Source organism: Asanoa sp. NPDC050611 (assembly GCF_040654855.1).
Classification (GTDB): domain Bacteria; phylum Actinomycetota; class Actinomycetes; order Mycobacteriales; family Micromonosporaceae; genus Asanoa.
Window position 1 is genome coordinate 1 of sequence record NZ_JBFAIU010000069.1, and the last position, 13,571, is coordinate 13,571.

The following is a 13,571-nucleotide window of genomic DNA, read 5'->3' on the forward strand; positions in this document are numbered from 1 at the left end:
GGTCGGGCACCGGCAGCGGCGGCACGTCGAACACGTGCTCGCCGGTCAGCCGCAGCGGGACCCGGCTCGTGGCCAGGACGGTCACGCCGGGAGCCGCGTCGAGCACGGTGGCGAGCGCGGGTGAGGCGTCGGCGAGGTGCTCCATGTTGTCGACGACGAGCAGCAGCGAGCGGTTGCGCAGGTAGGTGACCACGTCCTCGAGCGGCGGCCGGTTCGGCACGGTGCGCAGGCCGAGGGACTGGGCCAGCGCCGTGGGGACCAGGGCCGGGTCGGTGACGCCCGAAAGGTCCGCGAAACGTACGCCGTCCGCGAAGGTGTTGCGCAGCTGCGAGCCGAGCTCCATGGCGAGCCGCGTCTTGCCGACGCCCCCCGGGCCGGTCAGCGTGACGAGCCGCACGTCGTCGCTGGTCAGCAGGTCGCGCAGGGACCGCTGCTCGACCCGGCGGCCGAGCAGCGGGTTGGGCGGGACGGGCAGCTCGTCGCGGTGCGTCTCCTCGGGCTCGGCCTGGCGGGCCGGCCGGGTGCTGAACCGCTCGGTGAGCAGCAGGGCGATGTCCTCGCCGACCACGCGGCGCAGCTCGTCGGCGGAGCGGAACTGCCGGTAGCTGACCCGGGCGTCGTCGCGGATCCGGTCGAGCATCGCGGCAAGCCGGGGGTCCCGGTCGGGAGCGGGGGTCTTGACGTAGATCAGCTTGGGGAGGTGGCCCGCGACCTCGAGTTCCTCGGCGATGCCGGACAGCTCGGCGTCGGGCCCGACCCAGCCGTAGCTCTCCCAGTAGACGCCGATGAAGAGCTGGCTCTGGTCTATGTAGGCCCGGTAGACGTCCCGTGGGCGGTGCGGGCGGGCGCCGAGCTCGAACATGACCGGCACCAGCCGCATGCGGGTGATCGCGTCCCGGACGGCGAGGCGCTCAGGTTCGAGCTCTTCCAGCGTCGACGAGACGAACACGCGCAACCGGTGGTCCGGCGTGTGGATCAAATTGCCCGATCCACCGGCCGGCTCGCCCGAGCTTGCCATGAAAAACCATCACATCCCCCCGTACGGCTGACGAAGCTACCTGCTTCTGGCAGCGCTGCGTAAGGCGGGTCCCACCGAACGCGACGAAGTTCTCCGTGAGAGCGCTCCCATAACGATATGGGAACGCTCCCAGCGACCGGTATTGACGAGGACGAAACTGATCGGCAATCTCGTGGGAGCGCTCCCGGCGGACCGTGAACCGGCACGAGTCCTGACATATCCGTGTGGCGCCGACCACCCCACCACTTCATCTCCTGACCTGAGAGGGGTCCTGGATGAGCGTCATGAGGCGCCGCAACAGGCTGGTCGCGCTCGCCGCCGCTTCTGCTCTTGTGCTCGGCGTCGCCGCCTGTGGCAGCGACGACGGCGACAGCGGCAGCAGTGCCGGCGGCAAGCCCGACAAGCTGGTCATCGAGACCGTCGGCGAGTTCGGGTACGACGAGCTGGTCAAGCAGTACGAGAAGCAATCGGGCATCAAGATCGAGCTTCGCAAGACCGCGCAGCTCAACGAGTACCGGCCGAAGATCGTGCGCAGCCTGGCGACAGGCAAGGGCATCGCCGACGTGGTCGCGCTCGAAGAGGGCGTTCTCAACGAGTTCAAGCTCAACCCCACCAACTGGGCCGACCTCACCCCGCTGGTCGCCGACCACAGCAAGGAATACCTGCCGTGGAAGTGGGAGCTGGGCAAGTCCGGTGACGGCCGGTTGATCGGCCTGCCCACGGACGTCGGCAGCCTCGCGGTCTGCTACCGCAGCGACCTGTTCAAGGCGGCCGGCCTGCCCACCGAGCGGGAGGCGGTCACCGCGCTCTGGCCCGACTGGGACAAGTTCATCGAGACCGGCAAGAAGTACCGCACGGCGACCGGCAAGGGCATGCTGGACTCGGTCACCACGGCCGCCAGCGCCATCTCGATGCAGGCCGGCGGCGACATCTTCTACGACGCCGAGGACAACCTCATCGCAGACAAGAGCCCGGCGGTGAAGACCGCCTGGGACACCGCGTTGAAGATGGTCGACGCGAACATCACCGCGAAGACGGCCACCTGGTCGCCGGAGTGGAGCGCGGGCTTCAAGCAGGGCACGTTCGCCGCCACGTTCTGTCCTTCGTGGATGCTCGGTATCGTGCGGGACAACTCCGGCCCGGAGAACAAGGGCAAGTGGGATGTCGCCGGTGTGCCCGGTGGCGTCGGCAACTGGGGTGGCTCGTGGCTCGCTGTGCCTGAACGGGGGAAGCACAAGGCCGAAGCTGCCAAGCTCGCGGAGTTCCTGACCAACGCGAGCAGCCAGGTGGCCGCGTTCAAGCTCAAGGGCCCACTGCCGACCAACCTGGAGGCGTTGAAGAACGCGGAGTTCCAGGCGTACACCGACCCGTACTTCAACGACGCGCCGACCGGCAAGATCTTCGGCGGCAGCGTCGAGTCCATCAAGCCGATCCACCTCGGCCCGAAGCACCAGGCCGTGAAGGAACAGGCGATGGAGCCCGCCCTGCGGGCGTACGAGAACGGTGAGGCCAGTGCCAAGGCCGCATGGGAACAGTTCACAAAGGACGCGGTGACCCAGGGCGCCTTCTGACGGCCCCTGCCACGATTCGGAAGGGCCCCTTTCGTTCGAGGGGCCCTTCCACACGGTCCAGAAAGGACTCCCATGGCACTTGCCACGCCTGCGCGCCCGGCGCCGCCCGCGCCAGTGGGGTCGCCCCGGCACCGCACCTCCCGCGGAGCCAAGCGTGCCCGCTGGGACATGCGTTACTCCCCGTACCTCTACATCGCGCCGTTCTTCGTCGTCTTCGGCGTCTTCGGGCTCTACCCGATGCTGCGGACCGCCTGGATGTCGCTGCACGACTGGGACATGGTCGGCGACCACACGTTCATCGGCTTCGACAACTACGCGAACCTGCTGCGGGACGACTATTTCTGGAACGCGGTCGTCAACACCCTCGGCATATTCGTCGTCGCGACGGTGCCGCAGCTGATCCTCGCGCTCTTCCTGGCCAGTCTCCTCAACCGCACCCAGCTGCGGGCCCGGACGTTCTTCCGGATGGCCATCTTCGTACCCAACATCACCTCGGTCGCGGCCGTGGCGATCGTGTTCGCGATGCTCTTCCAGCGCGACTTCGGCCTGGTCAACTGGTTGCTCGGGATCGTCGGCGTCGACCCGGTCGACTGGGACGCGCAGCGATGGAGCTCGTGGACCGTGATCGCCTTCATGGTCGACTGGCGGTGGACGGGCTACAACGCTCTCATTCTGCTGGCCGGCATGCAGTCGATCCCGCGCGACCTCTACGAGGCCGCGGCACTCGACGGTGCCAACCAGTGGCGACAGTTCTGGCGGATCACGCTGCCGATGCTCACGCCGACGTTCGTGTTCGTCGTGGTGCTCTCGACGATCGGCGGTCTGCAGCTCTTTACCGAGCCGCTGGTCTTCGGCAACGGCAACATGCGCGGCGGGACGCAGCGCGAGTTCCAGACGCTGGCGATGTACATGTACGAGAAGGGCATCAACAGCTTCAACACGGCTGGATACGGCGCCGCGATCGCCTGGGCGCTGTTCGTGCTCATCGGGATCATCGCCGCCATCAACCTCGCCATTGTCCGCCGCACGGTGAAATGAGGGAGCGCACGATGGTCTCTGCCTCCGCCCGCCTCTGGAAGACCAGCCCGTTGACCTACATCGCGTTGGTCATCGGCATTCTCGCGTCGATCTACCCGTTCTACTACATGTTCGTGATCGCCACCCGCAGCCTGGATGCGATCAACTCGGTGCCACCGCCGTTCACCCCGGGCAGCGCGTTCGGTGACAACTTCCAGCGCGTGCTGGACAACGCCGACGCCAACTTCGTCAAGGGTGTGCTGAACTCGGTGATCGTGTCCACAGTGGTCACCGTGGCGGTGGTGTTGACCGGGACGCTGGCCGGATTCGCGTTCGCGAAGCTTCGGTTCCGCGGTCGCAACGGCCTGATGTTGGCCATCATCGTGACGATGATGGTGCCGACCCAGCTCGGCCTCATCCCGCTCTGGGGGATGATGCAGGACTTCGGCTGGTACGACACGCTCTACGCCGTCACGGTGCCGTTCCTGGTCAGCGCGTTCGGCGTGTTCATGATGCGCCAGTACGCGACGCAGGCGGTGTCCGACGAGCTGATCGAGGCGGCGCGCGTGGACGGGTGCAGCACGTTCCGGATCTACTGGAACGTCGTGCTGCCCGCCCTGCGCCCCGCGGCCGCGGTGCTCGGCCTGCTCACCTTCATGGACACCTGGAACCAGTTCCTCTGGCCGTACGCGGCGCTGACCAACGAGAACCCGACCCTGCAGGTGTCGCTCGCGTTCCTGTCCTACGCCTACTACACCGACTACTCACAGGTCTTCGCCGCGACCGCGGTCGGGACCGTGCCCCTGCTCATCGTATTCATCTTCTTCGGCCGCCAGATCATCGGCGGCATCATGGAAGGCGCCGTCAAGTCGTGACCAATGCGTTCCCGCCCGACTTCCTGTGGGGTGCGGCCACCGCCGCGTATCAGATCGAAGGGGCGGCCACCGAGGACGGGCGTACGCCCTCGATCTGGGACACGTTCAGCCGCACGCCGGGCCGCACCGTGAACGGCGACACCGGCGACGTCGCGTGCGACCACTACCACCGGTGGCGCGACGACGTGAAGCTGATGGCCGATCTCGGGCTGCGCTCGTACCGGTTCTCGCTGTCCTGGCCCCGGATCCAACCGGGCGGCACGGGCGCGGCCAGCCAACGGGGGCTCGACTTCTACCGCGGCCTGGTCGACGAGCTGCTCGACCACGGCATCGAGCCGTGGGTGACGCTCTACCACTGGGACCTGCCGCAGGAGCTGGAGGACGCGGGTGGCTGGCCGGCCCGGGACACCGCGCGCCGGTTCGCCGACTACACGGCGCTGGCCCACGCGGCGCTGGGCGACCGGGTGCGCTTCTGGACGACGTTCAACGAGCCGTGGTGCTCCGCGTTCCTGGGCTACGGGTCGGGGGTGCACGCGCCCGGGCGGTCCGATCCGGGCGAGGCGGTGCGGGCCGCACACCACCTGATGCTGGGGCACGGGCTGGCGGCACAGGCGGTGGGCGTCCCGCTGGGGATCACGCTGAACCTCTACGCGATCTCGCCGGCGTCCGACGCCGCGGCTGATCTTGACGCCGCGCGGCGGATCGACGGGCTGGCGAACCGGATCTTCCTGGATCCGCTGCTGCGCGGTTCCTATCCCGCTGACGTGGTGGCTGACCTCGCCGAGGTGACCGATATGTCCCACGTACGCGATGGGGATCTTGAATTGATCTCCGCGCCGCTGCCGATGCTCGGGGTGAACTACTACAGCCGGCACGTCGTCGCGGGCCCGGTGCCCGGCGCGGAGCCCGAGCCGTACTGGCGGAAGCAGACCTCGTGGCCCGGCAGCTCGGATGTCCGGTTCGTCACCCGAGGCCTTCCCGTCACCGATATGAACTGGGAGATCGACGCGCCCGGGCTGGTCGAGACGCTGACCCGGCTGCACCTGTCGTATCCGGCGGTGCCCCTTTACGTCACGGAGAACGGCGCCGCGTTCGTCGACGAGGTGGTCGACGGCGAGGTGCCGGACCCGCAGCGGGTCGCCTACTTCGACGCCCACCTGCGCGCCTGCCACGAGGCGATCACGGCCGGGGTGCCCCTGCGGGGCTACTTCGCCTGGTCGCTGATGGATAATTTCGAATGGGCGTGGGGCTACACGAAGCGTTTCGGCCTGATTCATGTCGATTACGCCACGCAGCTCCGCACCCCGAAGACCAGCGCCAGGTGGTACGCCGAAGTGATCCGACGTAACGGACTGGCCGCAGAATAAGGCGCGGTGTAGGCCGGCGGAGGAGCGAGAAGATGACGACCCAGCGCACCCGGTCCCTCGGCCGACCAACCCTCGACGCGGTCGCCGCGCGGGCCGGGGTCGGTCGGGGCACCGTCTCCCGGGTCGTCAACGGCTCGCCGCAGGTCAGCCCGGAGGCCCGCGCGGCGGTCCAGGCAGCGATCGCGGAGCTGGGCTATGTGCCCAACCGGGCCGCCCGCGCCCTGGTCACCCAGCGGACGGACTCGGTCGCCCTGGTCGTCTCGGAGTCCGAGGAGCGGGTCTTCACGGAGCCGTTCTTCGCGGCCATCGTCCGCGGGGTCAGCTCGGGGCTGCTCGACACGTCGATGCAGCTGTGGCTCGCGATGGCCCAGTCGCCGGCGGAGCGGGAGCGGATCGAGCACCACCTGACCAACCAGCACATCGACGGGGTCCTGCTGCTGTCGCTGCACGACGCGGACCCGCTGCCGACCCTGCTGGAGCAGCGCGGCCTGCCGGCGGTGCTGGGCGGCCGGCCGGCCCGGATGCTGCAGCCGGACGCGCAGGAGGCCTACTACGTCGACGTCGACAACGCGGGCGGGGCCCGGCAGGCCATGGAATACCTGTTCGGCCGGGGCCGGCGCCGGGTGGCCACGATCGCGGGGCCGCAGGACATGGGCGCGGGCGTGACCCGGCTGGCCGGCTACCGCCAGGCGATCGAGGCGACGGGGGCGTCGGTCGACGAGAAGCTGATCGCGTACGGCGACTTCAGCGAGGCCAGCGGCATGGCCGCGATGCGCCAGCTGCTTTCGGACAATCCGGACCTGGACGCCGTCTTCGCGGCCTCGGACCCGATGGCGTACGGCGCGGTCCGCGCGCTGCAGGAGGCGGGCCGCCAGATCCCGTCGGACGTGGCGGTGGTCGGCTTCGACGACGCCCCGATCGCCCGCCAGTCGAACCCGCCGCTGACCACGGTCCACCAGCCGATCGAGGAAATGGGCCGCGAGATGGCGCGGTTGCTGGTGTCCCGGATCCGCCGGGAGGAGATCGCCCAGCCGCACGTCCTGCTGGACACGTGGATGGTGGAGCGCGAGACGGCCTAGACCGGCCTGAGCTCGCCGTCCACGAGCCTGTACCGCTTCGGCGAACCCATCCGGCTGACGAGCGCCTCGAGGGCGGCCCGCCGAGCCTGCTCCTCGCCGGAGGGGTCGACGAGCCGGAAGCCGCACATCGGCACGTCCAGCAGGTCGAACGGGAACAGGTCGGCAAGGGCGGCCTCGCCGAGCTCGAGCGGGTGGAACGGCAGCGGGTCCCGGTACGGACGCTCGAACGGGAACGGCTCACCGATGTCCTCGACGATGCCGTCGCCGTGGGAGAGGCTGACCGCGCGCACGAGCCGGCCCTGCTCCCAGACGGCGAAGCTGAACGCGTCGACGACGGAGTGCATCGCGTGCAGCACCACGCGCCGGTCACCGGCGATCTCGCGCAGGTGCTCCGGGAGCTCGGTGGGCGACAGCCGCTGGAACCGCCGGTCGGCGAGGATCACGGTGGTGCCGATCCGGGTGGCGAAGAGCAGCCCATCGTCGGGATAGAGGCTGTCGCCGAGCGACCGCTCCCCGGCGTCCTCAACGCCGTAGCCGGGATGCACCGCCCGCGCGAGCGCGGCCATCTCGGCCCGATCGGGCACCGGGAACGCCGCCGGGCCGTCACGCAGCTCGCCACCGCCGAACACGAGCAGCGCTGTCTTGGTGCCCACCTTGATCCTCCCGTGTGGTCGGGAGCACCGTAGCGCGTACCTCGGGAAGCGTCAGCGAGTGCTTGCGGGCAGGGCGGCCAGCTCGTCGACGTCGTCGCTGAGCGAGCCGACGGTGAGCGCGGGGTTGGCGGTGTCGAAGCGGTAGGCGCTGTTGTCCTGGGCGACCGTCCAGTAGAAGTCGGCATCGAGGTCGACCTCCGGACCATGCTCGCCCTCGACCGCGTCGAGCAACCGCGCGAGCGCGGCGCGCAGGTCAGCGACGACGACCCGGCTCACGCCGACGTCCCGGCGTCGAGGATCGCCCGCAGCAGCGCGGTCGGGAGCTGTTCGCGCGCGCCGATGATTTCGAGACCGAGGACGTGCCCCTCGGCATCGAGGTAGACCTTGGCCGCGTCCGCCTCGCTGTCGTAGCTGCAGGTGAGGGTGACGGCTGCCTTTACATACATGATCGCCAGGCTCGCACGGGCCGGGCAGGTCGGTCCACCGCGATGCCAGAGGCGAGCGGCGAGGCCGCTCAGTCCGGGAGCTTGAGGTGGTAGACCTCCGCCGCGTTGCCGGCCAGGGCCAGGCGGGCCGTTTCGTCGTCCGGGCAGAGGGCCGCCACCGCGCGGGCGTTGTGGGCTATGCCGGGGACGCCCGGCCAGTCCGTGCCGAAGATGAAGCGGCGGCTCAGGCGGTGCCAGTTGTGGCGGGCGTAGTAGTCCTTCAGCCGTTTCGGGGGTAGGCCCGACAGCTCGATCCAGACCCGGTCGTACGTCAGGGCCAGGAACGCCGCCGCGTCGTACCACCAGCCTCGGCCGCCGTGGGCCAGGACCAGGTTGAGTGAGCGGAAGTCGTGCAGCACCCGGTCCAGCAGCGCCGGGTCGCCGTAGCGGTTCAGCGAACCCGGGAACGTGCTCGTGCCACAGTGGACGACCACCGGCACGCCCAGGGCCTGGCAGATCTCGTACGCCGGATAGAGGGCCCGGTCGTCCGCCGCGAAGCCGCCGTGCACCGGGTGGATTTTGAGCGCCACCGCGCCCAGGTCGAGCTGCCGGCGCAGCTCCTCGTCGATCGGGTAGTGCAGGTGCGGGTTGACGTTCGCGATCAGCTTCACCCGCTCGTACGCGGTGAGCGGCAGCATGTCCTCGACCGCCTGGATGCCGGTCGCCTTCGGGCTGTACTCGCTGAGCACCAGCGCCACGTCGACGCCCTCCGCGGCCAGATAGGCGTCGAACCGCGCCGGTTCCACCGTCCCGGACGCGTCGTAGACCGCGGCGAGCAGCGCCGGGTCGCCGAAGTCCTGCGCCCACTGCTTCCAGGCCAGCTTCAACGTCGTCAGCCGCGCGGCGTGGATGTGCGCGTCGACCAGTGGCATCCCGTCGAGCATCAGCCGTCCCCCAACACCCGCGACGCGGTCGCCCGCAGCTCCACCCGGCGGATCTTGCCCGTCGCCGTCGTCGGGTAGCCGTCGACGAAGACCACCCGGCGCGGGCGCTTGAAGGACTCCATGCCGTCGCGGCAGAACTCGACCAGTTCCGCCTCCGTGGCCCGCCGGCCCGACTTGAGCACCACGAACGCCACCGCCTTCTCCAGGCGGTCGGCGTCCGGTGCGCCGACGACGACCGCGGCCGCCACACTCGGGTGGGCCAGCAGGCGGTTCTCCACCTCCGCCGGCGCGACCCACATGCCGCTGACCTTCAACACGTCGTCGGTGCGCCCGAGACAGCGGTAGTAGCCGGAAGGCTCCTTGATGTACGTGTCGCCCGTGCGCAGCCACTCGCCCTGGAACACCTGGCGGGAGGCGGCGTAGCGGGACCAGTAGCCGGTCGCCGTCGAGTCGCCCCGCACGAACAGCGTCCCGGGGCTGCCGTCCGGCACCTCGCGGCCCTCGTCGTCCAGGATCCGCAGGTCGTAGCCGGGCACCGCCACCCCGGTCGTCCCGGCCCGCACCGACCCGGGCCGGTTCGACAGGAAGATGTGCAGCATCTCGGTCATCCCGATGCCGTCGATGATGTCCACGCCGAAGTGCGCGGTCCAGCGCGCGTAGAGCCCGGCCGGCAGCGCCTCGCCGGCCGACGCCGCGAGCCGCACACCGGAGAGGGAGCTCGGCGACAGGTCCGCGCGGAGCATGTTGGCGAAGAAGGTCGGGCCGGCGAAGAACAGCGTCGCGCCGTACTTCTGCGCCCGTTCGACCATGAGGTCCGGGCGGGCCGGCGTCGGCTCGAGCACCGCGCAGGCACCGGCCGAGAGGGGGAAGAGCAGGGAGTTGCCGAGGCCGTACGCGAAGAAGGCCTTGGCCGCCGACAGGCACCGGTCGCCGGGGCGGATCCCGAGCACCTGCTCGCCGTAGGTCTCGCAGACGACCTGGATCGCGCCGTGCCGGTGCATGGCGCCCTTGGGCTTGCCGGTCGTGCCGGACGTGTAGAGCCAGAAGGCGGGAGAGTCCGCCACCGTCGGGTAGACGGACGGGTCGGCCGTGCCGGCGGCAAGATCGTCGAGGCGCACCGGGTCGAGCACCGGGATCGGCTCGGGCAGGTCCGCGACCGCCGACGCGCCCAGGTCGACGAACTCCGGCGTGACCGCGAGGAGCCGGGCGCGGCTGTCGGCCAGCAGCGCGGCCAGCCCGTCGGCACGCAGCATCGTGGACACCGGCACGGGCACCGCGCCGATCCGCAGTGCGGCCAGGAAGACCGCGACGAACTCCGGTGAGTCCGACATGAACAGCATGACGCGCTGTTCCGGCAGCACGCCGGCCCGGCGCAGGCCGGCGGCCGCCCGGCAGACCCGGTCGTGCAGTTCGGCGTACGTGACTTCGCCGGGTGCGCCGGTCAGCGCCAGCCGGTCGCCGTCGGCGAGTTGTCGGTCGAGGAGGTACGCGCAGGCGTTGAACAGCTCGGTCATGGGCAGCCGTCCCGGTGTCAGGCGAGATGGACGTACTCGTACTCGAACGGTTTGCCGTTGATGCCCTGTCGCGGCGGCGCGATCCACGCGGCGATCTTGCCCCGCTCGTGCACCGGCCGCATCAACGACCGGACGTGCGTCTTGTCGAGCTCGGTCGGGAGCCAGGCGCTCCTGCGCCGCTCCCACTCCGCTGCCGAGATCAGCTCACCGTCCGGAGTGGACTCGATGGCCTTGAACGCGCCGACCCGCCGGTTGAAGGCGATGTGCGGCAGCTGCAGGCGTTGTGGCAACCCGGCCTTGGCGAGGATCCGGTTCCACCGGTTGACCCCGTTCTGGCAGTCGGCGATGTATTCCCGGCGCAGGTCGGTGTTGAGCCCGATCAGCGCGGACACCTCGACCTGGCCGATCTCGCCGTCGTCGGTGACCGCGTCGACCATGATGGCGTCGTCGGTCAGCCGGTGGTCGTCGTCGCGCCGCTCCTCCGACCACCGTCCCTTGAGGCCGGACGTGAAGTAGTTGGCCACGTTGGTCGACGTCTCGGAGCCGAACAGGTCGAGCGAGACGGAGTAATGGAAGTTCAGGTACTTCTGTATGACCTTCAGCGGGATGGCACCCAGCGGCCCGACGTCGTCGACGTCGTTCTCCACCATGAGCTGCGCCGTGCGCTCGACGACGCGGTCGATGCCCGTCGTGCCGACGAACATGTGGTGCGCCTCTTCCTTGAGCATGAACTCACAGGTGCGCGACAGCGGGTCGAACGCCGACTCCTTGAGCGTGCCGAGCTGGTACTTGCCGTCGCGGTCGGTGAAGTACGTGAACATGAAGAACGACAGCCAGTCCGGCGTCTCCTCGTTGAACGCGCCCAGGATCCGCGGCGACTCGACGCTGCCGGAGTTGCGGTGCAACAGCTCCTCGGCCTCCTCGCGCCCCTCGCGGCCGAAGTAGGCGTGCAACAGGTAGACCATCGCCCACAGGTGCCGCCCCTCCTCCACGTTGACCTGGAACAGGTTGCGTAGGTCGTAGAGGCTCGGCGCGGTGGCGCCCAGGTTGCGCTGCTGCTCGACCGAGGCCGGCTCGGTGTCACCCTGGATGACGATCAGCCGGCGCAGGTCGGCGCGGTACTCGCCCGGCACCTGTTGCCAGACGGGCTCGTCCTTGTGCTGCCCGAAGGCGATCCGCCGGTCGCGGTCGCGCTCGGCGAGGAAGATGCCCCACCGGTAGTCCCGCATGGGCACGTGGTCGAAGTGTGCCCAGCCTTCGCGGCCGACGTTGACCGCGGTGCGCAGGTAGACGTCGCGGGTCGGCAGCGCCGGGCCCATCGACTCCCACCAGTGCAGGAAGTTGGGCTGCCACGACTCCAGCGCCCGCTGCAGGCGCCGGTCCTCGCGCAGCTCGACGTTGTTGGGGATCTTCTCGGAGTAGTCGGCGTTCGCCATGTCAGACCCGCCTCCGGTCGAAGTCGGCGCGCTGCCCGGTGCCGAAGCGGCGCAACGCACCCTCCGGCCCGGCGGCGTTCGGGCGTTGGAAGATCCAGTTCTGCCAGGCGGAGAGCCGGCCGAAGATCTTCGTCTCGATGGTCTCGGGGCCGGGGAAGCGGTAGTTGGCCTCCAGCCCGCTGAGCGCGTCCGGGCTGAAGCTGGCCCGCTCCTCGACCGCGATCCGCACCTCGTCGGCCCAGTCCAGGTCGTCGGGCGCGAACGTGACGAGGCCGAGCCGCTCGGCGTCGTCGGCGGGCAAGGGCTTGCCCTGGTGTTCCTCGACCGCCGCCAGCGCGCCCGGGTCGCCGACGAACCGCGTGGCCAGCCGGGTCAGGTCGTTGCCCATAGGCAGCGGGCCGAGGTTCATCGGCCCGACCGTGATCGCGGCCGGTGACGCATCCGGGTCCTCGTCCTCGAAGACACCCGCCAGGTGGTACGAGCGGTCGGCGGCGAGGGCCAGTTCCAGCAGCGAGCCGGCGAAGCAGGAGCCCGGCTCGATCAGGGCGATCAGGCTGCGGCTGGTGACGTCGAGCCGTTTCAGCGTGCGCTTCAGGTAGAGGACGATCTCGTTGGCCAGCCAGTCGTCCGCGGTTCGCGCGAGGAGCAGCGCGTCGTGCGCCAGCACGAGGTCGGCGTCGCCGGTGGTGCGCAGCAGCCAGGTGCCCAGCTCGGGCTCGTTGGTGCGCAGGTCGAGGACGAGGTCGTCAAGCTCGCGGGTCATCGCGAGGGTCCAGAAGGCGTCGTCCGCCGGCGCGCCCGGTGCTGCGGTGGGGCCGGCGACCGTGATCTCGGCGCAGCCGCGGTCGTGGTCGAGGTCGGCTCTGACGTGCCGGTAGGCGATCGCGGTCGCGGTGCGGGTCTTCGCCAGCGGGGAGAGGCTGATCCCGGTCGCGTCGCCGGGGCGGTTGGATCCTTCCGCCAGCTCGGCCGCCCGCTCCGCCACCTTGATGGTCCACTGTGGAGGCGGAACGACCTCGTCCACCAGACCCCAGGCGGCGGCCCGCCTGCCGCCGATGCCCTCCGCGCGGGTGGCGAAGTAGTCGGCGCGGTCGCGACGGACCAGGCGCTTGTCCGTGACCCGGGTCAACCCGCCCGTGCCCGGCAGCACGCCGAGCAGCGGCAGCTCCGGCAGCGACACGGCCGAGGACCGGTCGTCGACGAGCATGATGTGGTCGCAGGCGAGGGCCAGCTCGTAGCCGCCGCCGGACGCGGAGCCGTTGCAGGCGGCCAGCCACACCTGGCCGGAGTGGGCCGACGCGTCCTCCATGCCGTTGCGGGTCTCGTTGGTGAACTTGCAGAAGTTCACCTTCCAGCCGTGCTCCGCGGCGGCCAGCATCCGGATGTTGGCGCCGGCCGAGAAGACCTTCTCCTTGGCGCTGGTGAGCACGACCACGCGTACACCCGGATGTTCGAACCGCAGTCGTTGCACCGCGTCGTAGAGCTCGATGTCGACGCCCAGGTCGTACGAGTTGAGCTTGAGCTCGTAGCCGGGTCGCAGCCCGCCCTGCTCGTCGACGTCCATGGCGAGCGTGGCGACCGGGCCGTCGACGGTCAGCCGCCAGTGCCGGTAACGCGCGGGATCCACCTGGAACTCGATGGTCATCGCTGCCTCCAAGTCGAAACTCTACAT

Annotated in this window: 13 protein-coding genes; 5 read left to right on the forward strand and 8 right to left on the reverse strand. The window is 69.8% G+C overall.

Going from position 1 to position 13,571, the window contains the following annotated elements; genetic code table 11:
- Positions 1-1,018 (reverse strand): DUF4062 domain-containing protein (locus AB0H87_RS13695; RefSeq protein WP_360143785.1); only part of this gene is annotated, 1,018 nt, incomplete at its 3' end.
- Positions 1,019-1,293: 275 nt separating this feature from the next.
- Here AB0H87_RS13695 and AB0H87_RS13700 point away from each other — a divergent pair.
- The 5 genes from AB0H87_RS13700 (at position 1,294) to AB0H87_RS13720 (ending at position 6,927) form a co-directional block, all read left to right on the forward strand.
- Positions 1,294-2,589 (forward strand): extracellular solute-binding protein, encoded by a 1,296-nt coding sequence (locus AB0H87_RS13700; protein WP_360143788.1) that lies wholly within the window; start codon positions 1,294-1,296, stop codon positions 2,587-2,589.
- A 72-nt stretch (positions 2,590-2,661) separates the two neighbouring features.
- Positions 2,662-3,627, forward strand: coding sequence for a sugar ABC transporter permease (locus AB0H87_RS13705; RefSeq protein WP_360143791.1), 966 nt, complete (start codon positions 2,662-2,664; stop codon positions 3,625-3,627).
- An 11-nt stretch (positions 3,628-3,638) separates the two neighbouring features.
- On the forward strand, positions 3,639-4,481 hold the full coding sequence (locus AB0H87_RS13710; protein WP_360143794.1) for a carbohydrate ABC transporter permease: 843 nt from the start codon (positions 3,639-3,641) through the stop codon (positions 4,479-4,481).
- Positions 4,478-5,848, forward strand: coding sequence for a GH1 family beta-glucosidase (locus AB0H87_RS13715; protein ID WP_360143797.1), 1,371 nt, complete (start codon positions 4,478-4,480; stop codon positions 5,846-5,848). Before AB0H87_RS13710 ends, AB0H87_RS13715 begins: the two co-directional genes overlap by 4 nt.
- A 32-nt stretch (positions 5,849-5,880) precedes the next feature.
- On the forward strand, positions 5,881-6,927 hold the full coding sequence (locus tag AB0H87_RS13720) for a LacI family DNA-binding transcriptional regulator (RefSeq protein ID WP_360143800.1): 1,047 nt from the start codon (positions 5,881-5,883) through the stop codon (positions 6,925-6,927).
- Here AB0H87_RS13720 and AB0H87_RS13725 read toward each other — a convergent pair.
- From AB0H87_RS13725 to boxC, 7 genes are all read right to left on the reverse strand, one after another.
- A complete protein-coding gene (locus tag AB0H87_RS13725) occupies positions 6,924-7,580 on the reverse strand; it encodes a hypothetical protein (RefSeq protein ID WP_360143803.1) in 657 nt (218 codons plus the stop codon). The two genes, AB0H87_RS13720 and AB0H87_RS13725, sit on opposite strands and share 4 nt — an antisense overlap.
- Before the next feature lie 51 nt (positions 7,581-7,631).
- Positions 7,632-7,856: a hypothetical protein gene (locus AB0H87_RS13730; protein ID WP_360143806.1), complete on the reverse strand. Its 225-nt coding sequence runs from the start codon at positions 7,854-7,856 to the stop codon at positions 7,632-7,634.
- Positions 7,853-8,026 carry a hypothetical protein gene (locus tag AB0H87_RS13735; RefSeq protein WP_360143809.1) on the reverse strand — a complete coding sequence of 58 codons (174 nt, stop codon included), beginning with the start codon at positions 8,024-8,026 and terminating at the stop codon, positions 7,853-7,855. Before AB0H87_RS13735 ends, AB0H87_RS13730 begins: the two co-directional genes overlap by 4 nt.
- Before the next feature lie 68 nt (positions 8,027-8,094).
- Positions 8,095-8,949 carry an amidohydrolase family protein gene (locus tag AB0H87_RS13740; protein WP_360143812.1) on the reverse strand — a complete coding sequence of 285 codons (855 nt, stop codon included), beginning with the start codon at positions 8,947-8,949 and terminating at the stop codon, positions 8,095-8,097.
- Positions 8,949-10,463, reverse strand: a complete 1,515-nt coding sequence (locus tag AB0H87_RS13745; RefSeq protein ID WP_360143815.1) for a benzoate-CoA ligase family protein — start codon at positions 10,461-10,463, stop codon at positions 8,949-8,951. The genes AB0H87_RS13740 and AB0H87_RS13745 overlap by 1 nt, the downstream gene beginning before the upstream one ends.
- 17 nt (positions 10,464-10,480) lie before the next feature.
- On the reverse strand, positions 10,481-11,899 hold the full coding sequence (gene boxB / locus AB0H87_RS13750; RefSeq protein ID WP_360143818.1) for a benzoyl-CoA 2,3-epoxidase subunit BoxB: 1,419 nt from the start codon (positions 11,897-11,899) through the stop codon (positions 10,481-10,483).
- Between the two features lies 1 nt (position 11,900).
- Positions 11,901-13,544 carry a 2,3-epoxybenzoyl-CoA dihydrolase gene (gene boxC, locus AB0H87_RS13755; RefSeq protein ID WP_360143821.1) on the reverse strand — a complete coding sequence of 548 codons (1,644 nt, stop codon included), beginning with the start codon at positions 13,542-13,544 and terminating at the stop codon, positions 11,901-11,903.
- Positions 13,545-13,571: the final 27 nt, after the last annotated feature.